At 40.3% G+C, this 23,333-nt stretch carries 21 protein-coding genes and 1 pseudogene; 9 read left to right on the top strand and 13 right to left on the bottom strand.

The window, feature by feature from the left end; genetic code table 11:
- Positions 1 to 475: 475 nt before the first annotated feature.
- The 4 genes from QL919_RS11745 to QL919_RS11730 form a co-directional block, all read right to left on the bottom strand.
- A complete protein-coding gene (locus QL919_RS11745; protein ID WP_058025952.1) occupies positions 476 to 1,444 on the bottom strand; it encodes a DNA-binding protein in 969 nt (322 codons plus the stop codon).
- A gap of 127 nt (positions 1,445 to 1,571) precedes the next feature.
- Positions 1,572 to 1,868, bottom strand: a complete 297-nt coding sequence (locus tag QL919_RS11740) for a hypothetical protein (protein WP_025643904.1) — start codon at positions 1,866 to 1,868, stop codon at positions 1,572 to 1,574.
- A 140-nt stretch (positions 1,869 to 2,008) separates the two neighbouring features.
- On the bottom strand, positions 2,009 to 2,950 hold the full coding sequence (locus QL919_RS11735; RefSeq protein ID WP_025643902.1) for a replication initiation protein: 942 nt from the start codon (positions 2,948 to 2,950) through the stop codon (positions 2,009 to 2,011).
- A gap of 361 nt (positions 2,951 to 3,311) precedes the next feature.
- Positions 3,312 to 5,465, bottom strand: a complete 2,154-nt coding sequence (locus QL919_RS11730; protein WP_290189692.1) for a MobA/MobL family protein — start codon at positions 5,463 to 5,465, stop codon at positions 3,312 to 3,314.
- Between the two features lie 288 nt (positions 5,466 to 5,753).
- Between QL919_RS11730 and QL919_RS11725 the strand changes: the two genes are divergently transcribed.
- Complete coding sequence (locus QL919_RS11725) at positions 5,754 to 6,269, top strand: hypothetical protein (protein WP_068039583.1); 516 nt, start codon at positions 5,754 to 5,756, stop codon at positions 6,267 to 6,269.
- Positions 6,270 to 6,390: 121 nt separating this feature from the next.
- On the opposite strand, the gene QL919_RS11720 is transcribed toward QL919_RS11725, so the two are convergent.
- On the bottom strand, positions 6,391 to 6,666 hold the full coding sequence (locus QL919_RS11720; protein WP_068039580.1) for a hypothetical protein: 276 nt from the start codon (positions 6,664 to 6,666) through the stop codon (positions 6,391 to 6,393).
- Positions 6,667 to 6,822: 156 nt separating this feature from the next.
- The gene (locus tag QL919_RS11715) at positions 6,823 to 7,047 is read right to left on the bottom strand and encodes a helix-turn-helix transcriptional regulator (RefSeq protein WP_058368516.1); all 225 of its coding nucleotides are present in this window, start codon (positions 7,045 to 7,047) and stop codon (positions 6,823 to 6,825) included.
- Between the two features lie 364 nt (positions 7,048 to 7,411).
- Here QL919_RS11715 and parA point away from each other — a divergent pair, with 364 nt between their 5' ends.
- The 6 genes from parA to QL919_RS11685 all read left to right on the top strand — a co-directional run bounded on the left by parA (position 7,412) and on the right by QL919_RS11685 (position 15,196).
- Positions 7,412 to 8,050 (top strand): ParA family partition ATPase, encoded by a 639-nt coding sequence (gene parA, locus QL919_RS11710; RefSeq protein ID WP_068039576.1) that lies wholly within the window; start codon positions 7,412 to 7,414, stop codon positions 8,048 to 8,050.
- 3 nt (positions 8,051 to 8,053) lie between these two features.
- Positions 8,054 to 8,263: a plasmid partition protein ParG gene (locus tag QL919_RS11705; RefSeq protein WP_025652656.1), complete on the top strand. Its 210-nt coding sequence runs from the start codon at positions 8,054 to 8,056 to the stop codon at positions 8,261 to 8,263.
- A 322-nt stretch (positions 8,264 to 8,585) separates the two neighbouring features.
- Positions 8,586 to 10,127 carry a type I restriction-modification system subunit M gene (locus QL919_RS11700; RefSeq protein ID WP_290189691.1) on the top strand — a complete coding sequence of 514 codons (1,542 nt, stop codon included), beginning with the start codon at positions 8,586 to 8,588 and terminating at the stop codon, positions 10,125 to 10,127.
- A complete protein-coding gene (locus QL919_RS11695) occupies positions 10,124 to 11,260 on the top strand; it encodes a restriction endonuclease subunit S (protein ID WP_290189690.1) in 1,137 nt (378 codons plus the stop codon). The genes QL919_RS11700 and QL919_RS11695 overlap by 4 nt, the downstream gene beginning before the upstream one ends.
- On the top strand, positions 11,253 to 14,354 hold the full coding sequence (locus QL919_RS11690) for a type I restriction endonuclease subunit R (RefSeq protein ID WP_290189689.1): 3,102 nt from the start codon (positions 11,253 to 11,255) through the stop codon (positions 14,352 to 14,354). The genes QL919_RS11695 and QL919_RS11690 overlap by 8 nt, the downstream gene beginning before the upstream one ends.
- A 206-nt stretch (positions 14,355 to 14,560) precedes the next feature.
- The gene (locus tag QL919_RS11685) at positions 14,561 to 15,196 is read left to right on the top strand and encodes an Abi family protein (RefSeq protein WP_290189688.1); all 636 of its coding nucleotides are present in this window, start codon (positions 14,561 to 14,563) and stop codon (positions 15,194 to 15,196) included.
- Between the two features lie 219 nt (positions 15,197 to 15,415).
- On the opposite strand, the gene QL919_RS11680 is transcribed toward QL919_RS11685, so the two are convergent.
- On the bottom strand, positions 15,416 to 15,541 hold the full coding sequence (locus QL919_RS11680) for a hypothetical protein (RefSeq protein WP_256713876.1): 126 nt from the start codon (positions 15,539 to 15,541) through the stop codon (positions 15,416 to 15,418).
- A 99-nt stretch (positions 15,542 to 15,640) separates the two neighbouring features.
- Positions 15,641 to 16,474, bottom strand: a complete 834-nt coding sequence (locus QL919_RS11675) for a cation transporter (RefSeq protein WP_025644116.1) — start codon at positions 16,472 to 16,474, stop codon at positions 15,641 to 15,643.
- A 365-nt stretch (positions 16,475 to 16,839) separates the two neighbouring features.
- On the opposite strand from QL919_RS11675, the gene QL919_RS11670 reads away from it, so the two are divergent.
- On the top strand, positions 16,840 to 17,004 hold the full coding sequence (locus QL919_RS11670) for a CsbD family protein (protein ID WP_207992393.1): 165 nt from the start codon (positions 16,840 to 16,842) through the stop codon (positions 17,002 to 17,004).
- 144 nt (positions 17,005 to 17,148) lie between these two features.
- Here the strand turns inward: QL919_RS11670 and QL919_RS11665 are convergent, their stop codons facing one another.
- Together QL919_RS11665 and QL919_RS11660 are read right to left on the bottom strand one after the other, a co-directional pair.
- The gene (locus QL919_RS11665; RefSeq protein WP_207992394.1) at positions 17,149 to 18,144 is read right to left on the bottom strand and encodes a phosphatase PAP2 family protein; all 996 of its coding nucleotides are present in this window, start codon (positions 18,142 to 18,144) and stop codon (positions 17,149 to 17,151) included.
- A gap of 287 nt (positions 18,145 to 18,431) precedes the next feature.
- Positions 18,432 to 18,755 (bottom strand): hypothetical protein, encoded by a 324-nt coding sequence (locus tag QL919_RS11660; protein WP_207992395.1) that lies wholly within the window; start codon positions 18,753 to 18,755, stop codon positions 18,432 to 18,434.
- Positions 18,756 to 19,131: 376 nt separating this feature from the next.
- Here QL919_RS11660 and QL919_RS14165 point away from each other — a divergent pair.
- Positions 19,132 to 19,722: pseudogene (locus QL919_RS14165) on the top strand (recombinase family protein).
- A gap of 357 nt (positions 19,723 to 20,079) precedes the next feature.
- Here QL919_RS14165 and QL919_RS11650 read toward each other — a convergent pair.
- The 3 genes from QL919_RS11650 to QL919_RS11640 form a co-directional block, all read right to left on the bottom strand.
- Positions 20,080 to 21,663: a Fic family protein gene (locus tag QL919_RS11650; protein WP_082787299.1), complete on the bottom strand. Its 1,584-nt coding sequence runs from the start codon at positions 21,661 to 21,663 to the stop codon at positions 20,080 to 20,082.
- Between the two features lie 306 nt (positions 21,664 to 21,969).
- Positions 21,970 to 22,563 (bottom strand): recombinase family protein, encoded by a 594-nt coding sequence (locus QL919_RS11645; protein ID WP_011959997.1) that lies wholly within the window; start codon positions 22,561 to 22,563, stop codon positions 21,970 to 21,972.
- 452 nt (positions 22,564 to 23,015) lie between these two features.
- On the bottom strand, positions 23,016 to 23,333 hold a 318-nt coding region (locus QL919_RS11640), incomplete at its 5' end, for a tetratricopeptide repeat protein (protein ID WP_290189687.1).

Genomic DNA, 23,333 nt, shown 5'->3' with positions numbered 1-23,333 from the left:
CTAGCGTATGACAGCACAGTAGCGGTTAAGAGCGTGTCTAGGCGGTGCTATCAGCCGTAATCTTAACAACCGTAGCTTGATACAGTGATACGGTCTTGATGACGCGATGGGCGATGAAGTCGGCATGACTAATCACATCAAATCCAAGGAATGCACTAAAGTGTTTGTGAGTATGCTAGAAAATACTCATAGATGCTTTAGGGTGAGTGTTCCTTGAAATCTGCTCAAGGCTCCAAAATCAGCATCGGAACTTACTTAGGCTAATTTAAATAGTATATAGCCCACTAGGCTATATACTATTAGACTTCAGAGAAAAATTTAGAATAGTTCTTATACAACAGTCATTTATTCAGTGAGTCGATATTGTCATAGTTGATTCATAAGCTTAGTGTGAATAGAACGAGATCTACGCTTTAGGTAAAGTCTCTTCCTAGCTCATAACTATTCTTTATCTTGGAACCTTGAATACTTTTATTTAATCAACATCCAAGGCGTTATCTTTGTTTTGAATAAGTATTAGATTATCTTGAGCTTTCTTGAGTTTATTTTGTAACACAGTCACTTGTTCTTGTTCTGATAGGTGACGGCTCGATAGCTCGCCATATTGCTTATTCAATATACTATGTTCAGCTTCAAGTTTAGCCTGTATTTGAGTCAGCTGCTCATAAAGTCCTGATAGCTTATCACGTTCAAAGGTTACCGCCTTTAGCTCTCCTTTGATCTCTGCGGTAGCAGTTTGTATCTCATTGCGTTCAGCTGTGACCGTCTTTAGCTCTGACTTAGTGGCTTTAAGCTCCGCCTTTAAACGTGCAATCTCTGCTTTATCGCTATCAGCTGTAGCTTTAAGCGTGGCTACCTCACCAAGACTACTAGTAAGCTCTACAGATTGCTTATCTAATGCGCTACGTGTCTCTACAAGCTGTGATTGTGCTGTTTCTGCTTTAGTTCGTTCAAGCTCTAATTGATGCTTAGTATCTGATAGCGTCTGTTTGGTAGCATCATGGTCAGCTGTGGCTTGCTGAGCCGCTTTAGTTGCTGTCTCCGCAGTAGTGGCCACTTCGTCCAGCTGCTGTAGTAGATCTGCTTGTTCACCCTCTAAGGTTTTAACTGCTTCTTGCGCTTCGTCCGTCTCTGCTTGTGCCTTAACCTTAACCACCTCTAGAGCTTCACGCTCCTTAGACAGCCTATCGTTCGCCATATCAATAGCTGTCTGCCACATATCAGCGCCAAGCGTGTGCAAGCGTTCAGTGATACCGCTAGGTAAATCCACTTGTTGCAGCTCTTGCTCTTCCTGCTGTTCTCGCTTCCAACTCTGCATCGCATCACTAATGGTAGTGAATGAGCCACCGCCTAGCGCCTTACGCACCTCTGCCAGTGTCGGCTTTATCCCTTGCTCCTGTAATCGGTCAGCTGCTGCATGAATATCTTGTGTGGTGAGTGCCATGATTTTGTATTCCTTGATAGTGCATTGTAGTATGTTGTATATAGTATAATACAATATACAACATACTACAATACAAGGTGTAAAAAAACCCCAAGTCGTCTTGAGGTTATAACTTGTTGGCTAAGACTTAATGATCAGTTAGGTATTCTTCTAGGGCATCATTGATCATGTCCTGATAGTTACCGCCTGTCTGCTTGGCTCTGTCCTTAAACTTAGCAAGAATGCTTGGGCTGATAACACTGGCTTCTGTAGTAAGCGTTTGTGGTTTGATACTGCCACGGATCGCGCCTGACCAGTCGGTGATTTCTGGAATGTCCGATAGATCAATGTCGTCATCGCTAAGCGTTGCTAAGTACTCTAAGTCCGCTTGCTGCTTAGCCGTTAATGGCGGCAACTTATCTATGTGATAACTAACCTTGTTCATATTGTCTCCTTTCAATCTTTATGGCACGCCTGGCAGAGATAATGCGTATAACCTCAGGCCATAGATTTCAAACACTGCAAAAGCATTGGCCTTTGACTCTTAAGTAAGCCATATATCATAATTGGTAGTAAACATAGTAATTACCTACCTTGACTGACTTTTGGTAAGTAGCTCTCAAGCGCTTTGTTTGGCTTGTTAAAGCTTTCAGGTTCCCGCTGTATGAGGTTAATCATTTCACGCTTAAAAATATCAGTACTCATTTTACCGTCATAGCTTAAACCTGGGTGATCGTTATAGTCGTTCATAAACTGCACATTATCAACAATTGATTTGATCTTATCTTCTGACAATTTACCGTCTTTACCAGCAATTTTATCTAATAACTTTTTGTGAAATTTGAGCTTTAAGCCTTTATAGCCCTTCCCTCTTGCTTTTTTTTGATACTCTACACTGACTTTATAATTCGTATTTTCATTTATATCGTTGATAGCTGTTTCAATAACATATCTTCGCAACTCACTAAATTGCTTATACTTATCTTTAACACACATTACGTGTTTAAACTCTTCTATCGTAAACTCTTTGCTGTACTGGTATTGATTAACCCACATTACCACCAATTCATACATTTTTATTGAATGAATACTCGATAACTCACCTATTTCTAATAGCTTGTATTTAGTGAAATTAGCTTTAAGTTGCGTCAAATATGGCAGTATTTTATTTGCGAATGATAATACGACTTCTCCGTTATCTGGATCATAAACAATACTACTAACAAGCCTTGTTTGAAGCGTTTTATTCTCGGGCAAGCTCATAACAATATCGACGTCATATAAACGTTTGCTTGCGTTCTCTATGTCACGATAAACATTCTGTTCGTTCTTAGACTTCTTACCAAAAAACAATGATTTAATATCATCAACTGTTACTTTATATTCTGTGTCTTGCGTGACATTTGGTGCATCAGGCCTACTGTCAATTTGACTGATACAAGCAAGCATGAGCTCTTTATCCGTCTTTTGCATTGTGTACGTTGCTAGGATTAAATCATTTGACTGAACAACTAAGTTATTTTCCATTTCAACTCTGCGCCCATAGTTACATTTAACAAGATCTTATCATAAAATAGAGTTATAAAAAGAGTGTTTTTTATTTATCTCTGTTTTCTGCTCATTTACTCTGTTTTCTGCTCATTTACTCTGTTTTCTGCTCATTTACTCTGTTTTCTGCTCATTTACTCTTTTTCTTTCTTGTAAGGTATTGATTTTAAAGGTGAAAAAAGGCTCTTAAACAGGAGTAAACAGGAGTAAACAGGATTAAATAAACCCCTTAAAGAAACGGGTGATAAACTTTTTTGTGGATAAGTGAAAAATCATCACTTAAACCGCGTAGCTTGCCTAAGTAACTTATTTCTCAGTAACGGTTCTTTTGAGGATTAGATTAAGGACTAAATCCTCGACTGGGTGTATTAGTTCTACTCACTTGATGCTGATAGGACTCTAAACCGCTCTGTATCGCTTTGTGTTGGCTTTCAGACAACTCTTTACCATATCGCTCAGTAAACGTCTCTAAAGTGGCTTTAAGAGCCTCTGAGTAGGTTTTACGCTGGGTTGTTGGTAAGGAATTAACATCACGCAACGCAAGTTTGAATTGCTGACAGGTTTTATCCAAGATATCTGCTAAATGTTCTTTAGCAACCTCCCTTGCCTCAGCTGGGTAGTTATCCTGATTGATGTAATCCATTAATTCTTCTATATAGCTGAACGATGACATGGTGTCCCGAGTCATTCTGCCAACCTCTCCTGCGCTACCGCCTAGCTTGTCAATGATACTAGTATTAAATGTCGCACGCTTTTGATCAATATCGTCCCTAAAGTCCTCAAAATGCTTAATAAGTGCCAGATACTGCTCTCGTTCAGCTTTAGGATCACGCAAAAGCTTGATAATGGATTTGTTATTTTCAACTAGCGTGTAATCAAAACGTTTGCCCACTTGCTGTAAGTGATCTCTAAACCCTAGCGCTTTATCTTTATCTTCAATACCAAGGCGCTTTGCAAACTCGCTAAGTATCGCAACTTGACGCTTATCAAATTTATCAGGGGCATCCTCTATCGTTTCTCCTTGTGCCCAGCTGATTGCCATTGAATTGTGATGGCGTTGAATTAAACGCATGGCTAAGTGCAGCTTCATACGTTCAGCATACTCAAAGATTCTCTCATCTTTGTGACGGTTTTCTCGAGTGTCTCGATCAATTTGTCCTTGCTGTCGATCAAGTCGAGCAGCTCTTGCTCGTCGTGCTGCGTCATCGAAGGGGCTGGGGGCTGCTTTTGCTCGCTCTGCAATACCTTGATGGATGTCCTGAGCGATTGATTCGCTGTCTGTAGCTCTTTTTGTGTTTGCAGTAACCCATTGTTTTGAGTGCTCAACTCTGTATTTTGCTTTTTGGCTTCTTTCGTCTGTGCCATTAATCCACTTTGGTAGGTTTTCGCATCGTTTAGCTGCCCAAGCAATGCCTGATTTTGCGTCTTCAACGCATCGTTTTGTGTCGTCAACTCGAATTGCTGTTCTATTATTTTGTTCTGTGCAGTACGTAATGTGAGGTTCTGAGCTTCTAGAGAGTTGTTTTGCAAAGTCAGCTCGTCGTTTTGTGCCTCCAATGCGTCCAGGTAGTCTTGCGTTTTTCTCAGTTGCCCAAGCAAGTCCTTTTCTAAGTGCGCTAATTCGTCGCTCATTGTCTGCTTCCTGTTTGATATGGTTGTCAGCCACCAATTTGTTGCGTGCTTTGATGGCGCGGTTGGTATTACCTTTTTCGGTCGTGATGCCTCGGCGCTCCATGGCCGTCGCCTCCACGCCCATTTTAATGGTGGGCTGTTGATCAAGCCCCTGATCCTTATAACTGCGTGCATCCATCAGCGGTAGATGGTATTCGGCCAATACCTTATTGGCGGTATCTACCCACATCTCCCGAATACGCTTAATCTCCTGCATCGATGACGGCAGATCATGCGCCTTACGTTTTTTATTGGACCATTCAAACGGGGTCTTAAGCTTTGGATCAAATGCCAAGGTTTTATTGGGTCCAATGGTAGGCGCTCGAGTAGTGACTAAAATATGCGCGTGAAAATTACGAGGATCAGGGTTTTCCTCACCCTCACGCAAATACTTAGAGCTTGGCGGTACATTAGGATCAAAAGGCAATTTCATCACCGGACGATGGATACACACATCCGCAATCACATCCATATCGTCGCAAAGCTTTTGGGCAAAGTTTATGGCCAGCTGATGCCGATCATACTCGTCTAACTCATACGGCAAATTAATCAGCCACTCACGTGCCACCCGACTGTCCGAACGTGTCTCTGCCGCTTCAGCGGTATTCCAAAGCGTCTCCCGATCCACACTCACACCCAGCGCCTTTAATGAAAATGGTAAAACGATATCGCTACTCATCACACCAGACTTTTTACTATAGTCATGGGTCTTGCCATATTTGGCATCATCAAGCACATCGCCAGCACGATAGGCCGCCGACGCCACTGCCGACTGTCCTGCTTTTCGAGAAATCGCCTTTGTTGCAATGTGTACCATCGTCATAAAGAGTCACCTGCTATTTTTGCTTTTTGCACACCACGGTTTTTTGTGGTGTGCGGGGTTTGGGGTTTCCCCAACGAAGAAGGATTCAAAATTAAGAATAGTAACGAAGTGGATAGATTGAATTTTGAGTCGTTACTTCGCCCTTAGTCAGGGAGACGCCACCATTAAATAATAAACTAAGCTATCTAAGGTTTCGGATGTAATTGTGTTAAAGCTTACCACAAGTGATTGAACGATAGTAAGGTGCTTGCTATGCTGAGTAAAATTTAATTGATAAGGATAAATCTGATGTCAGTATCTAATAATAAAGCGCCTGTGTCTATTTTTGATAGTCAAGACTCTAATGAGCTAAAAGAGCGACAACGGTTAGAAGAGTTAAAACGCCAAGCTAAGGTTCAGCAGGTGAAGCTGGATAAACGATTAAACAAGCAGAAGATTCTAATGGGGGCATTTTTAGGTCAGGTATTGGCAACTGATGGTGAGAGTGAGCAGATGATTCGAGAGTATTTTGCGATTCATTTTCCAGATTTTTTAACGAGAAAATCTGATAAGTTTTTATTCAAAAGCATGATTGAAAGTTTAGGCGGTGATATAGGTTTAGGCGATGAAGAGGATTCATTTGAGATTCAACAAAAAGAGAAGAGTCAAAAAGCTATTCATGAGGAAGGGGAAATGAAAGTTGATGCTACGGAACAGAGCCAACCAGAGAAATTTGTGAGCACGACCGATAGGAGTCCACTAGATTTTTCTTTGGGTGAGACAGATTATTCTGATCAGGGCAGTCACCAAAATTATCATCGTTAAAAGCGTGACAATAAATATGGTATCGGCTAATAAAAAATAGCCAGATGGTGACAACTGGCTATTAAGGCAATAAATATCAAGCTCTATCGGTCATAAGAGAGGCCTTTTTAATCTAAAACGATTATGCTGCTTGGTCAGTATGAGCTGTGACCAACTCTATAAAGGCGGTTTCAAGGGTGCTTAACGTATAATCATCAATCATAAGACCGTCATCTAGCTGTCGTTGCACCCAGACATAAATCGCTTCATCATTATAAAGGATAGAGTCAACACCAAGTAATGATGCCAGTTGTACGCCCTGCTGTATTTGTAAGCTGAATAACAGCTGAGAGGCTAAAGCTTTAGTCTGTTCACTAAACCATGTGCAGCTGTTGAGCCGCGATAAATTAGTGTTCATAGATATTCTCCTATAGATTATTGTATGTAAATAATGGATAAAATGACCTACTACAGGTCAAATTATACCTATATTTTAATCTATTGCAAGAGAAAATGACCTTCTAAAGGTCTTTTTATGCGTCTAAAGGTGATAATGTCTTATGAGCGAGGGTATTCACTCAGGCGTTTCACTGCTGTCCTCATTTATAATTTCATATAAATCACCAACATTGATTCTAAGATACGTGCATAAAGACTCGATGACATCTAGATCAACTCGGGTGGCTTCTTCATGATACATGCGAGTAATGGTGCCACGATTGATACCAGTATCTCTTGCGACATCGGCAATTTTAAGGCGTCTTTCGCCCATGATGGTCGATAAGTGACACTTCACCATAGTGGTTTCCTCATTAACGATTAGTAGTTTTTGATTGGTGAACGGATTATAACGAATATGAGCGGCTAAAGTATTCCTTTTAGTAGCTCAAATTGGTATCCAATAGCGCAATTTGCCTAGTAATAGGCAGTTTATTATGCTGTCTTTGATACAGGACGTCTATCATGATGGATATACGCTAGTTAGAAAAGGCGATGCTATTTTTACTATGAAGTATTGCTATTAATAGTGATGTGACGTACGTTTTTAGTTATACTTATATACTTATATACTTATATACTTATATACTTATATACTTATATACTTATATACTTATATACTTATATACTTATATATTCAATGCATGCTACAGGGATCTGTATTTATGAAGGTAATCGCGGTATTAAATCAAAAAGGTGGCAGCGGCAAGACTACCATCGCAACGCATCTGGCTCGTGGCTTACAGTTAAAAGGCCATAGTGTTCTGCTAGTAGATAGCGATCAGCAGGGCAGTGCGCGTGACTGGAGAGCGGTTGATGAAGACAATCCGGTACCAGTGATCGGGCTCGACAGACCAACACTTGATAAAGATTTAAAAAGCGTCTCTGATAAAGATTATGTGGTGATCGATGGATCTCCGCAAGCTACTAGTCTGGCTATTTCTGCTATAAAAGCGGCTGATTTTATATTGATTCCGGTGCAGCCGAGTCCCTATGATATCTGGGCGACTAGCGATTTGGTTGATTTAGTGCAGCAGCGTATTGAAATGATGGATGGCCAACTAAAGGCAGCCTTTGTCGTCTCACGCGCCATTCAAAATACCAATATTGGTAAAGAGGTTGCAACCGCGCTGCTTGATTATAATCTTCCGGTATTAGAGACCAGAGTGATGCAGCGAGTTGCTTATCCTAATAGTGCCGCCCTTGGTAAGACAGTATTTGATACCGAATCGCCTAGTAGCAATGCGTTACAAGAGATAACCGCATTGGTCAGTGAGATTCAAATATTTTTTGGTGAGGAGTAAGTCATGAGTTTATCAGCAGGTCGTCCTAGTAAGAACGTTAAGGATCAATTGGCTTTATCGGATGTGACGGACAGTCCCAAAAAGACGGTACGTGTGAATTTTAATTTAGATGAAGATAAGCACATTGCGCTCAAACGGTACGCGCTTGAAAGTCGAAAAACGGTGACTGAGTTGTTGACTGAAATGATTGAGGAAAAATTGGTTGAGCGATAGGTATAAAAAATTCGTTTTTCTATACCTATAAAAAGGATATGTATAAAAAACTCAAAAAATTATACATATCGTCGAACGCTGTGCACCTTACTAGTATCATCAGATGCTTGTTTTCTTAAGACAGACGCAGAAGCAAGCTGTAAAGAAAATGCCCATGGCAAAACAAGCACTGTTTCCTATATCAGCACCATATAATAGAACCAAAAACGGTTAGCAGTGCTAAGGTATATTGCTCTTAATCAAAGCGTACTCAATAACGATTTAAGTTACACAAAACATAAGGGGCTTCTAGCCCCATCATTATTCCTATAGGATTTTCATCATGACAAGTACCCAACAACGTGCGGAACTGCATCGACAAATTTGGCAAATTGCAAACGAGGTTCGTGGTTCAGTCGATGGGTGGGATTTTAAACAGTATGTGTTGGGGACTTTGTTCTACCGCTTTATCAGTGAGAACTTTGCCAATTATATTGAGGCGGGGGATGAGAGCGTTAATTATGCCGCTCTTCCTGATGAGGTAATTACTGCTGATATTAAAGACGATGCGATTAAGACCAAGGGTTATTTTATATACCCAAGTCAGCTGTTTGCTAACGTGGCTGCCAATGCGCATAGAAACGAGAACTTAAACACGGATTTGGCGGCTATTTTTAAAGAGATTGAAAGCTCGGCCAATGGCTACCCGTCTGAGCCTGATATTAAGGGTTTGTTTGCTGATTTTGATACCACCAGTAACCGATTAGGTAATACTGTTGCGGATAAGAACACTCGATTAGCTGCGGTGCTTAAAGGAGTGGCGGGCCTTAAACTGCATCAGTTTGAGGACAGTGAGATTGATCTATTTGGCGATGCTTATGAGTATCTGATCTCAAACTATGCGGCCAATGCGGGTAAATCAGGCGGTGAGTTCTTTACACCTCAAAGCGTGTCCAAACTGATTGCTCAAATTGCGATGCATAAACAAGAGACGGTTAATAAAATCTACGATCCAGCTGCAGGCTCGGGCTCTTTATTGCTGCAAGCTAAAAAGCACTTTGATAATCACATCATTGACGAGGGGTTTTTTGGTCAAGAGATTAACCACACCACCTATAACCTTGCACGTATGAATATGTTTTTACATAACGTGAACTACGACAAATTTAATATCAAGCTTGGTAATACGCTGCTAGATCCGCATTTTGGGGAGGATAAACCCTTTGATGCGATTGTCTCGAATCCGCCGTATTCAGTGAAGTGGATTGGTAGTGATGATCCGACCTTAATTAATGATGAGCGTTTTGCGCCAGCAGGCGTATTGGCACCTAAATCAAAGGCGGACTTTGCTTTTGTGCTTCATGCATTAAATTACTTATCGAGTAAGGGCCGCGCCGCTATTGTTTGCTTCCCTGGGATATTCTATCGCGGCGGTGCTGAACAAAAGATCCGTCAGTATTTGGTAGATAATAACTATGTAGAATCCGTGATTTCGCTAGCGCCTAATTTATTCTTTGGAACCAGCATCTCGGTTAATATCTTAGTGCTATCCAAGCACAAAACAGAGGGTAAGACGCAGTTTATTGATGCCAGTAAGCTGTTTAAGTCAGAGACCAATACCAATGTGTTAACCGATGCGCATATTGAGCAGATCATGACGTTGTTTGATACTAAAGAAGATACGGATTATTTGTCTGCCAATATTGATAACAGCGCTATTGCTAAAAATGACTATAACTTATCGGTAAGTGCGTACGTAGAGGCAGAAGATACGCGTGAGGTTATTGATATTAAAACTTTAAATAGCGAACTTAAAACGACAGTTGCTAAGATTGATAAGCTGCGTGCTGATATCGATAAAATCGTTGCGGAGATTGAGGCATGAGTCACTTAAGTTATATGGAAAAGCTACTTGATGGGGTTGAGGTTGAATGGAAAGTTTTAGAAGAGGTTTTTGATATTTTAGCTGGCGGTGATGTTCCTAAAGATTCGTTATCAAATATAAAGACAGAACAGTTTAATATACCTATTTTATCTAATGGAATAGGTGAAAGATCTTTATATGGTTGGACAGACAAGGCTAAGGTGATCAAGCCGAGTATAACTGTATCTGCTAGAGGAACAATAGGTTGGACTAGCTTTCAAGATAAACCATTTTTCCCAATAGTTAGGTTGATTGTTTTAACACCTAAAATTGAATTAAATGTGAAGTATGTTTACTACTACATGAAGTCAATTGAAAATGCATACAATGTTCCAAAAAATGGAATCCCTCAACTTACTAAGCCTATGATAAGGGATATTAAAATTCCTCTTCCACCCCTTAACGTCCAAGCCGAAATCGTCCGAATTTTAGACACATTTACCGAACTTACAGCACAACTTACAGCAGAACTTACAGCACGTCAGCAGCAGTATGCGTACTATCGTGAGCAGCTGTTAACGTCGTTTAATGATGATAAGACCGAAATCAAGACTTTGAAAGATATTGTCATTATGAAAGCAGGGCAGCATATTTCTGCAAGTAAAATTTCGGCAAATAAAAGTACAAGCCATATTTATCCATGTTTCGGAGGAAATGGTATTCGTGGTTTTGTAGATGAAAAAAGCCATGATGGTTCATATCTACTTATTGGTCGTCAAGGTGCTCTATGCGGTAACGTTCATCGCATGAGTGGTGAGTTTTATGCTACAGAACATGCTGTAGTCGTCACTGCTAAAGATGGTATCAATATTGATTGGGCCTTTCATAAGCTAACACTAATGAACCTTAATCAATATGCCTCTAAATCGGCACAGCCAGGTTTAGCTGTAGGTAAACTAGCTGGGTTAAAGGTTTCCGTACCTTCTCTTGATGAACAAAAGCGCATTGCTGCCATTCTCGACAAATTCGAAGCTATCACTGCTTCACTAACTGAAGGCCTTCCGCGTGAAATAGAGCTACGTCAGCAGCAATATGAATATTACCGTGACCTGCTGTTAAGCTTCCCTAAGCCTGAGGTAGTAACTCATGACTGACCAAACAAAAACCATTGCTGAATCGAATAATTTTATCGTTTTAAATAAATATACCAAGTGCGATCAGCCTGATGGGGGGTATCAGACTGAAGACGATCTAGAGCGTGAACTACTCAAAGACTTACAAAACCAGGGATATGAGTTTGTCCCTGGTTTAAATTCACCTGAAACGATGCTCGCTAACGTACGTGTACAGCTGCAGATCTTAAATGAGGTGCAGTTTACAGATGCTGAGTGGCAGCGCTTTGTCATGGAGTATCTGGATAATCCTAGCGATAACATTACGGACAAAGCTCGAAAGATTCATGATGACCATATCTATGATTTTACCTTTGATGATGGCCACCTGAAGAACATTGCCCTGCTGGACAAAAAAAACATCCCACGTAACAAAGTACAGGTCATTAAACAGTTTGCTCAAAAAGGCACACAAGCCAATCGCTACGATGTGACTATTTTGGTCAATGGCTTGCCCTTGGTGCAAATTGAGCTTAAAAAGCGTGGTATCGCCATTCGTGAAGCCTTTAACCAAGTACATCGTTATAGCAAAGAGAGCTTTAACTCCGATAACTCCTTATATAAATACCTACAGCTGTTTGTGATCTCAAACGGCACCGATACCCGCTACTTTGCCAATACCACCAAACGCAATAAAAACAGCTTTGATTTCACCATGAACTGGGCACGATCAGACAATACCTTAATCAAAGATTTAAAAGATTTTACCGCAACCTTCTTTCAAAAAAATACCCTATTAAACGTGCTGATGCATTACACCGTCTTTGATGTGAGTAATACCTCATTAGTGATGCGTCCGTATCAGATCGCTGCTACTGAGCGCATCTTATGGAAAATAAACAGTGCCTATCAATCCAAAAAGTGGAGCACTCTCGAGAGTGGCGGCTATATTTGGCATACCACAGGCTCAGGTAAAACCTTAACCAGCTTTAAAGCTGCGCGCTTAGCAACGTCGCTGCCTTTTATTGATAAGGTGTTTTTTGTGGTGGATCGTAAGGATCTTGATTATCAAACCATGAAAGAGTACCAGCGCTTCTCCCCTGATAGCGTCAATGGATCAGACAGTACCGCAGGACTCAAGCGTAACCTTGAAAAAGACGATAATAAAATTGTTGTCACCACCATTCAAAAGCTAAATAACCTGATCAAGGGTGAGGCTGATTTACCCATTTATCATAAACAAGTGGTGTTTATCTTTGATGAGGCACACCGTAGCCAGTTTGGTGAAGCACAAAAGAACTTAAAAAAGAAGTTTAAAAAGTACTACCAGTTTGGTTTTACAGGCACCCCTATCTTCCCCGAGAATGCCTTGGGTGCAGAGACGACTGCCAGTGTCTTTGGCCATGAGCTGCATTCATACGTCATCACTGATGCCATTCGTGATGAGAAGGTCTTGAAGTTTAAGGTGGACTACAATGATGTACGCCCGCAGTTTCAAGCCATTGAGAGCGAACAGGATGAGAAGAAACTCACAGCTGCTGAAAACAAGCAGCTGTTATTACACCCCGATCGTATTGAAGAGATCTCAAAGTACGTTTTAAAAAGCTTTAGGCAAAAAACCCATCGCTTAAAAGGAAGTGGTAAAGGCTTTAATGCCATGTTTGCCGTCAGTAGTGTGGACGCAGCAAAGGCTTACTATGAGACCTTGAATCAGCTACAAAAGGACAGCGAGAGGCCCTTAAAGATTGCCACCATCTTTTCCTATGCTGCCAATGAAGAACAAGATGCAATTGGTGATATTGCTGACGAAGGCTTTGAGCCTACCGCCATGAATAGCAGTGCCAAAGAGTTTTTAAGCCGTGCTATTAATGATTACAACGAGATGTTTAAGACCAATTACGGCGTAGACAGTAAGTCTTTTCAAAACTACTACCGTGATCTTGCAGGACGCGTTATTAAGCAGGATGTGGATTTGCTGATTGTTGTCGGTATGTTCCTCACAGGTTTTGATGCGCCGACCTTAAATACGCTCTATGTTGACAAAAACCTTCGCTATCACGGTTTGATGCAAGCGTTCTCAAGGACTAACCGCATTTATGATGCCACTAAGACCTTTGGCAATATCGTGACGTTTCGTGACTTAGAGCAAGCGACCATTGATGCCATCACCTTATTTGGGGATAGAAACACTAAGAACGTCGTGTTAGAAAAAAGCTATAGGGAATATCTAGAAGGCTTTACTGATATTGCGACAGGCAAGGCGCGACGAGGCTATTTGGAGGTGATTAAAGAGCTGCAGCAACGTTTCCCTAACCCTGATGAGATCGTCAAAGAGGCGGACAAAAAGGACTTTGCTAAGTTATTTGGTGAGTACCTACGTGTCGAGAACATCTTACAAAACTATGATGAGTTTGCAAGCCTAAAAGCACTGCAAGACTTGGATGTGACCGATGCTGACGCTGTTGAGACGTTTAAGGATGAGCATTACCTAAACGACGATGACTTAGCCGCTATGCAAGCCATTAAAGTGCCTGCTGAACGTACGGTACAAGATTACCGCTCAACCTATAACGATATACGTGATTGGCTACGCCGTGAAAAAGCCGCCAAGGATCAAAGCGAGTCCTCGCTTGACTGGGATGACGTGGTTTTTGAGGTGGATCTTCTTAAGTCTCAAGAGATTAACCTTGATTACATCCTTGAGCTGATTTTTGAGCATAACAAGAATACCAAGGACAAGTCCGCCTTGGTTGAAGAGGTGCGCCGAGTGATTCGAGCAAGCCTTGGTAATCGCGCTAAAGAAAGCCTGGTAGTAGATTTCATCAATAAAACCAACCTAGATAACATCCCTGATAAATCCAGCATCATTGAGGCCTTCTTTAACTTTGCTCAAACAGAGCAGCAGCGCGAAGCCCAAGATATGATTGTTGCTGAAAATCTTAATGAAGAGGCAGCGAAGCGTTATATAACGGCATCTTTAAAGCGTGAATACGCCAGTGAGAATGGTACTGAGCTAAATGAGGTCCTACCTAAGCTAAGCCCTCTTAATCCTCAGTACTTAACTAAAAAACAAATCGTCTTTCAGAAAATATCGGCTTTTGTAGAGAAGTTTAAAGGTGTGGGTGGGAAGGTTTAGCATTAATTGCTATTGAGAAGCACTTTTCTGAATATGCTGCATTCGGAACAAGAATAATGACGACAAATCAATGTTGAAAAATAATATTTGATAAAGTTAAAAAAAAGAAAACCCTGCACAAGGGCAGGGTTTTCGCATCTGTCTAGGGGGGAGGTGTTAACCTACGATACCCCTAGCTCACAATTTAATTATAAGGCTTTGTAGGTATGAATTCAACTGTTAACGGTGAAAGGGTAAAAAGTACGCTATCTTCACCCAGACTATCTACTTACGAAAAAGAAGTTTCTGACCTAGATAGCGCTTTAGAATTGTATCTATGGAATGCAAATGTATCAGGCGCTTTTTTACCTTGCCTACATATTTGTGAGGTGACTATTAGAAATGCGGTTTCAGAGGTGTTGTTTAAGCTACATGGTAACCAGTGGCCTTGGAATAACGGTTTTATAAATACTTTGCCTAATCCTGCAAGAATAAACCTACAGCAAGCAAGCACCAAGTCATCTGATGTCAATAAGGTCATACCTGAGCTAAACTTTGTATTTTGGCAAAAAATGTTTACCAGTCGTCATGATGATCAGTTGTGGCTTCCGTATTTTAGAACTGTTTTTCCTAATGCTAATACCAATATTACGGTAAAAGCGTTAAGAGGTGAGATGTATAATGATCTCGAGAGGATTCGAAAATTAAGAAATCGTATAGCTCACCATGAGCCAGTATTTAGTAGAAAGCTTGATGAAGATTATCAGGCAATCATAAAAATAATCGGATATAGATGTAATGATACAGCTGAATGGTTGAACTTAAACCAGAGTGTAGGCTCGATGTTGAGCAAAAAGCCTTAAAAGAGGGGACTTTCCTAAACTTTGTGTAACTTCTTATACCCTATTAGCAAATAGAAGTTACACAAAATCCAGGATGGGCTCCAAGCTGCCATAACTCGTCACCTACTAACAGATCTTGGCGGTCATAAAAGTTGCCCCAACGCTTATAATTATTATCCGTTCTCGACTCAGGGTTATAAGTAATGGCGATGTAGGTTTGAATTTTATTAGTGTCCTAAATTAGTTGACCACCACCAGATTCTTATCAAAGACTTCATCATCTATTATTCGCCAAACGGCAACTTGCTGATGGTCTTTGGTGGTGACTAGATTTAAAGTTTGTTCAATCATTGCTTGAGGTCTCATATCCTTATGATGTTTATTTGCTTCAAACCCAGTTACTTTACACTTAGCGGTTTAATTAAGCTACTTACTTGAGCTATTTGCTTCAGTTATTAGGCTTGGCTACTTACTCAACTTCAATATTCTAAAGGCGCCCTGAATAACTAAAGCAAATACGATGCTACCAATAATCAAATCAGGCGTACTAGAGTGTAACCAATTAACCAAAATCCCTGCAACAATTACCCCTAAATTGATAATCACATCGTTTGAAGTGAAAATCATACTGGCTTGCATATGGGCTTCTTCTTCTTTGCTTTTCGATTTTTGTAGTAAATAGAGGCAAATCGAGTTTGCAATTAGCGCAAGAATCGATATGACTATCATGGTAGAAAAGTCAGGTAACTGCTCATTGCCAAAGAAACGTCTTAGTACTTCTAAAAAACCAAGAATCGCTAGCGTAATTTGAAAATATCCGGCAATTCTAGCAATCCGTTTTTTCTTAATGACCGTTCCACCGACCGCAAATAAGCTAATTCCGTACACGAAGCTATCTGCTAACATATCTAAGCTGTCGGCGACCAACCCCATCGAACGAGAAATCAGTCCCGTGCTCATTTCAATAATAAAGAAAGCAAAGTTAATGACCAGCACTATCCATAGTAGCTTTCTTTGCTCAGCATCTTTTTTGTGACTAGAGTCAGCATCAATTTTAAAATTATTGTTGGGATCAGAGGGGTCAATGGTTTCGGTCGAGAGTAGGGTGTCTCCTAATTTTAGGTCATGAATAGCAGTCTCTATCCCTTCTATATTGTCATGATGAAACACAGTTAATTGACGGTTAGGAATGTCGAACTCAAGATGTTCAATATTCGAGTGGCCCTCTAATTTCATTCGGATTAGGTTTTCCTCCGAAGGGCAGTCCATCTTCGATATTTTAAAAGTTGTTTTATTCATAGCTACATTTATATCCGGGTGGTGGTTCAAATGCCCAGCCTGTCTAAGTGACAATATAAAGAAAAATGGTTTCAAAAGCTATACCTCAAGGGAACCAGTCAGGTGTTGTCACTGGTTCGGTTCCCTAGTGAGGACTTTAATATTTGGCTGCAAGCTATTGGTATCAGTGGCTATAGTTATTTATAGCAGCTCAGTGTACATAGAAGTGTAATCTTGAACATAAAATGGTGATACCTTCAGTATAAGGACATTTAGAATTATCTAAGCCCCAAAAGCAGCTTTCATTTGATAAACTGGTGTTCACTAAATTGATTGTATGTTTGCGATATTAAATAGTAAGTGCCTTCATCTATTTATATAACTTAATGACAAACGATAAAAAGAAGTGGGCAGATTTAACAGATGACGATCTAACCCATATCGAAGGTGACCGTGACAAATTGGTTGGCCGTATCCAAGAGCGTTATGGTCATTCAAAAGAAGATGCTGAACGGGATGTAGATGAGTGGCGTAACCAAAATAAATATTGATTATTCTATCTTCAATAATCATACCCTGGAAATATAAAAAGCCCGTGACTATGATCACGGGCTTTTTTAGTCAGTTTAGTTAGGACTTGATCCTTTAGCGGTGTGCTATTGGTGTCGATACTTCGTAGTGGCTTACTTTGATGGCTAAGATAACATTGGAAGTTGATAGATTTTTGCGTAAATCAACGTGCTAATAAACACACCTAATCCGCTCAGCCATATCATGTATGCATGAGAAGTTGACCACTCGACTTTCCATATGATTTTACTTTCTACGCTTAGCCACTCTGTAATACTGATGCCAAGTGTCAACCAAAATGCACCTACTAGATAACCACCCAGTACATCGCTTAGATAATGCTGGTTCAATACAACTCTGCTCAATCCGATCAAGATGATAAAAAGAATCGCTATTGTAAATATACGAATTTTTTGAGCGAAATTTTGGTTGAATCGAATCAGTAGGTAAGCGATAAATCCATATAACGCCATAGCGGTCGTCGCATGACCACTTGGAAACGAATAAGTTTGCGCAACTAATAAGCTATTAGCAGGCCTTTCACGCTGAAATAAATATTTCAACAAAGAAGTAAATGCAGTGCTGCCTAAAGTAGCAATCAATAACCCTACTATTATATAGCGTTGCTGCTTTACCCAGCAATTCACAGCAACAAACAAAACCACCAAAACGGCAATAGGGGTAGACGCAAAGCTGGTTATCAGGACTAAAAAAACAACAACGTCGGAATCACGTAGTAAGCTCATCTGTGACGATATAAAATAATCGATGGAAACAATAGAATTCAACGTAGCCACAGCTTCAGCCAATGCAATGAATAACACCAGCATGCAACCTATCACTACCCATAGAAATGTCAGTGACAGCCCATAAAAATCCCGTAAATTAAACCGCCGAGACATTATCACATCCAGCTTGGGATACTTACCTCTGAATAGAATGATACGTTTGTTCTTTGCAAGATTCCGTTTAGTCCTCACCCAACAGCGGATTGCTTGAGTGAAAAGCTGCTGACCATAACGAATAACCACGTACTGAAAAACCAATAGAACAGAGATAACCAGAAAAATCAGAAAACCTAAGGCGAACAATGGCTGATTTTCTGATATTAAAGATATCATTATTAAACCTTTTCCGAGAGTATGCTGAACCCTGAGTAATTACTTTCTAGTTAAAGCTCTGGATAGAACTTCTGTTTAAGTCACTAAGTCTTAGTTAGTAAACGATATTGAGTGAGACTATACTTAGTAATGAAGTGATCTGGTTGTAAAGATATGATGATCTTAATCTATTAGACATAGCTGTCTGACTTAAGTAAATCAGCCGCCGATATAGTCAGAGCGATTTAAGCTAATCACAACCTTACAGAAACCCTTTAATATTTAATGGATTGTTCGCTTTCTGATACTTACTGCACTCCATCTGCTGGTGTTTGATCTAAGTTCGAGTTATTTTCATTGACAGTAACCGTATCATCAGCCTTTTGATCATTTTCTACACTGCCATTACTAGAATAGTACGCTGTACCTCCTGCGCCTTCTACATCCTCTGTGGAAGCTGGGATTTGATCTTCAGCCTCGGTTGCTGTTTGCACAGGTGTCATTTCGCTAGATTCTGTATCAGGAGCTGGCTCTTCTGTCTCACTGCTGCAAGCGCTGAGACCAAAGAAACTTACCAAAAATACTATCCATAATTTATTTTGAAGCGACTTCGTAGGTACTGATGTTTTCATTTTAATATCCTTATTATAATTAAGGTCGAAATATTTAAAAAACTCTAGGAAACGATCATACAGTCATTGAGCTGAGCTAATTTAAGTACTAACGCAGACCATTTACTCTTTTTATTTTTTATTGCTATCATTCTTTTATGAAAGCAAAATAACTCTCAACTAATAAGTTAAACCTAACAGACAGATTTAATGTTTTCAGGTAGTGAAAGGTAACAGTTATCTTTTTATTAGGTTCGCCTTAGCAAAGGTAGAAGGGATAACAGTTTAAAGGTATACCCCAGGGGCACTATCAAAACAGGTCTCTTAATCAATTAATAGTCTACTTATAATAGACTGCAATAATGGAACTACTTATAACAGACTATTTTAGGTGTTTATGTTTATCAGAGCATAGAGCGCCAATCAAAGATCAAGATGCCAAGCGTGCCAAAAGTGAGCTCATATAGCTTGCTGCTGATCATGGTCACAAAATTGCCGCCTTCTATGTTGAAAACGAGTCAGACGCAACTTTAATACGTCCACAGTTAATGTAACTGATAAATGATGCCCATGAAGGCGATATAATTTGGTTGAGCAGATTGACCGCTTAGCACGTTTAAACCAAGCTGATTGGGATACTCTCAAAAGAATGCTATTAGAAAAGAAGCTGGCGGTAGTATCAGAAGAGCTACCGACCTCTTATATAACGCCTCAATCTGATAGCAGCATTGAATTTATGAGCAGCGTATTACAGGCCATCAATTCGATGATGCTTTATATGCTCGCTGCTATTGCTAGAAAGGACTATGAAGATCGACGTAACCGTCAGATGTAAGGTATTTCTCGTACTAAGGTAGAAAGTAAATATTCAGGACGTAGGAAAGATACCGAGAAGCGTAAGATTATCGCTAGCCTTCTGAAATCTGGGCGTAGTTATTCTGAAATACAAGCTACAGCTAAGTGCTCGCGTCATTTGATAGCTGTATAGCTAAATAAATACTCAAATACTCAAATACTCAAATACTCAAATACTCAAATACTCAAATACTCAAATACTCAAATACTCAAATACTCAAATACTCAAATACTCAAATACTCAAATACTCAAATACTCAAATACTCAAAATTATTTTGAGGATCTGTAATAACCTTGTCAAATAAAAATTGTCTGTTATCAAAGTTCCTCTAATATATTCTGTTTAAGTAAGAAAAATATTGATTACGTTTCAGGTGACAGTATTTTAGCCGAATCTTTTATAAACGAATCATTATCGTAACGATGACACAAATACTAGCTTGAGCTTGATTATTAAGGCAGACTTTCCTGCGTATAGCAGAGTTTGTTCTAACTATTCAAACCATTTGCTTCATCTTTAAATGTCTCTACAACCACAGAGAAAATATCGTCCCAAACCTCATCATTTGCCAAAAACGGATAATCTTTCAATAGCTTATTACTTTTAGCACCCTTATTCTGCAGCATGCTACGAATGATTCTATCGGCATAGCTGTTGGGCATCTCAATAATCTCTTTTATCGCCAGTCGTGCATGGTCATGTTGTCTTAGGTACTGTGACTCGTTATGCATCTCTTTTTCAATAACATGCGCAATCAGTCCTGATAAGTACTGAACATGAGGCGTCAGGTCCATAAAGCGCCATGCCGGTTGAATAAGGTGACTGTCTTCAAAATTTAAGTTTGAGCGAATACCATCAGGGTAAGTAATCGCTTGTTTATCAAAGCTGTAATGATCACGGATTTGCTCCATAAGTGGCACGGATACACGGTCTAAAATTTTATCATAGGCATGACGGTCTGAGGGATGCTCAGCGATGGCTTGCGATATAGGTAAGATAATCGGCTCATGAATGATCTGGTCGCGTCTGAGTACATCGTTAATTAGGAAGCGATGTACTCGGCCATTGCCATCCGCTAGCGGATGAATATACACAAAAGCAAAGGAAGCAACCGCACTACGTATCAGTGCCGATTGTCCCTCGGTCTTTTCCATAAATGCCTGTAACCCTTTGAGCTTTTCAGCAATGTCATCAGCAGGTGGCGCAATATAGTGCACAATCTCTTTAAAGCCATTGACCTGAGTATGCGACACAAAAACTGGAGATTGACGGACGCCATACTGCTGGATGACCGTTTTGCTACCAAGTATCTCTTGTTGCAACTCTGCTAGCGACTCAGGATCAAGCGGAATATCGCCCTTGCCGGTACGCCGTGCCATCACATCGGCGAAACGTTCAATACGTTTTAACTCTTTCCCTTCACCTTCTATAGTAAAACTGGCTTTACTCTCTCGTAATGTCATCCATACGGAGGCACGCATCAGTAAGTCTTGCCCAAATTCATCGTTCAGCTTGTCAACCATTGTGGCAATATCGAGTGCAGCGGCTTGCGTAAACAACTCTGTTTTCACCAATTGAGGACAGAAATGACGGGTTCCTGCAAGATTGTCATTGATACGCCAACGAGCATTCTTTATGACATGCGCAGGGCTTGAAGTAACCTGCTTCTTAGCATCTAGAGCATCCACATAGTTACCGCCTAAATTACTCGGTACTGCTAACTGCTGACCCATGAGCCACTCATACAAGAAAGCCATTCTACGGGCATAGCTGCCTGTCGGCTCAGCGTTTACCCATGCTTGTACGTCATCAGCACCTACCTGCTCAAATAGACGAACCAGTAACTCTAAATTCAGTACTTCATGACGCATGTGAAACTGTAAGTGCGCAATGATAGTGTCCAGTGGACGCGCGGTTTCCTGATAAGCGTTATGAATGACGTCACCGTCTTTATAGGTTTGTCTGCGCCCACCGATACTACTGCTGACATATAAAGGGGACACCAGCTCGATGCTGGCATAACGGATAAGCCATGCTGCGCCAATAGGGTCTGAAGTAGGGGTATTCATCATGAGGGGCTCAAGCGATTATAGATAAGCCATTTTGCAGAAAAGCGATTATGAATGCAATATAATGATTATAATGAAGCCTCATTGCATTAAATCGATTTTTATATGACGCTGTGATGTCTTTAGATAAAGATCGAAGGGCGTTTTAAGTGGGCATAATTGAACGAAATTGAATGATGAAAATACACCGTTCTTAACACAGCTACGTAGTAATAGAGTACCTATTTCTGCAAATAAAGCCTTCTTGCCTCGCGTGTAAAGCCTTATATATCAGCTGTTTATGAACAAAAATAAAATAAAATACCTCAGCTATGAGCCTGGCTTTAACACCCGGTAAACAGTAGCTACGCCAACACCAACTGCCTTAGCGATTTCCTCTTTTGTCATATTGCCTTGACTGTCTAATTCTCTAATACGATTGTGTTTCGTTGTATTAGGCTTCTTACCGGAGGGCTTATAGCCACTGTTAGCCAATCCCTGCTTGATACGCTCTCTACGCTTGTCGTTATCAAGCTTTGCCATCGTTGCTAATAAGTCGATCAGCATATGGTTAATCACTGTTAGGATCTCACCTGTCATGCCATTATTAACTGTATGCGTCGTTGGTAGATCAGCCACCACCAATCGCAAGCCTTTGTCTTTGATACGCTGCTTTAGAATTGCAAAATCATCTTGAGATAATCGGCTTAATCTATCCACGCTTTCAACCAGTAGAATATCGCCTTGCTCAGCGTCCTTTAGCAGCTTGGCTAATAATGGTCTATCGAGCTTTGTACCACTGAAATGCTCGACGTACTCAACATGGTTATCATCATAACTTGTACTGAAAGCCACCAAATCAGCCAATGCTCTGGTAGCGTCTTGATCCTTAGTGCTGGCTCTCACATAAATACGAACAGTCATAACCCACCTCTATTATTTAGACTTAATAATTAGTGCTCATTGATAATAACAAGATATTACTATCATTTAATAATATAAAAAAGTCTAATGATAGATAGATTATCATTTAAAGGTTTTATGTTTTGGGTATAGGCTAATGATAGGTTTTCAGGTGTTCTCACTGGTTTAGTATTACTGTAATATGTATATTGTTTTGATTAACTATAAAAAGCCAAGGGGGCAGCATTGGACAATAAAAGATTTTTTATACGAGCAATTGGTGTTTGCGGTTTGATCTTTATTTTATCCACGATGGTTGCTGCTAGGTTTTTTTAGTATGGTGACTGAATATTGAGTTTGGCGGTTACTGGAGAAGTCGGACTGTCAGGCGTAACGCTCACTGTGGGTGCGTTCTTTGATCGTCACTATCAAAATAGACCAACAAATAGACCGCACTCCGCATATGTAGCAGCCTATCTTTGATTTAATAGTCGATAACCATCACAACCTTTCTGATCCCCGTTATCACAAGCTTTACCAAACCATTCTTTAGCAGTAGCCTTGTTTTGACGCACGCCTTCGCCTTTGTAATACATCAACCCAATACTATTTTGAGCATCAGGCACCCCTTGATTGGCAGCTTTTTCATACCACTGAGCTGCTTTGGCATAGTCCTGACGCACACCCAAGCCTTTGTAATACATCAACCCAATACTATTTTGAGCATCAGGCACCCCTTGATTGGCAGCTTTTTCATACCACTGAGCTGCTTTGGCATAGTCCTGACGCAC

The sequence above is a fragment of the Psychrobacter sp. APC 3426 genome (assembly GCF_030408035.1).
GTDB lineage: Bacteria > Pseudomonadota > Gammaproteobacteria > Pseudomonadales > Moraxellaceae > Psychrobacter.
This window is presented reverse-complemented; position numbering and strand designations above follow the sequence as displayed.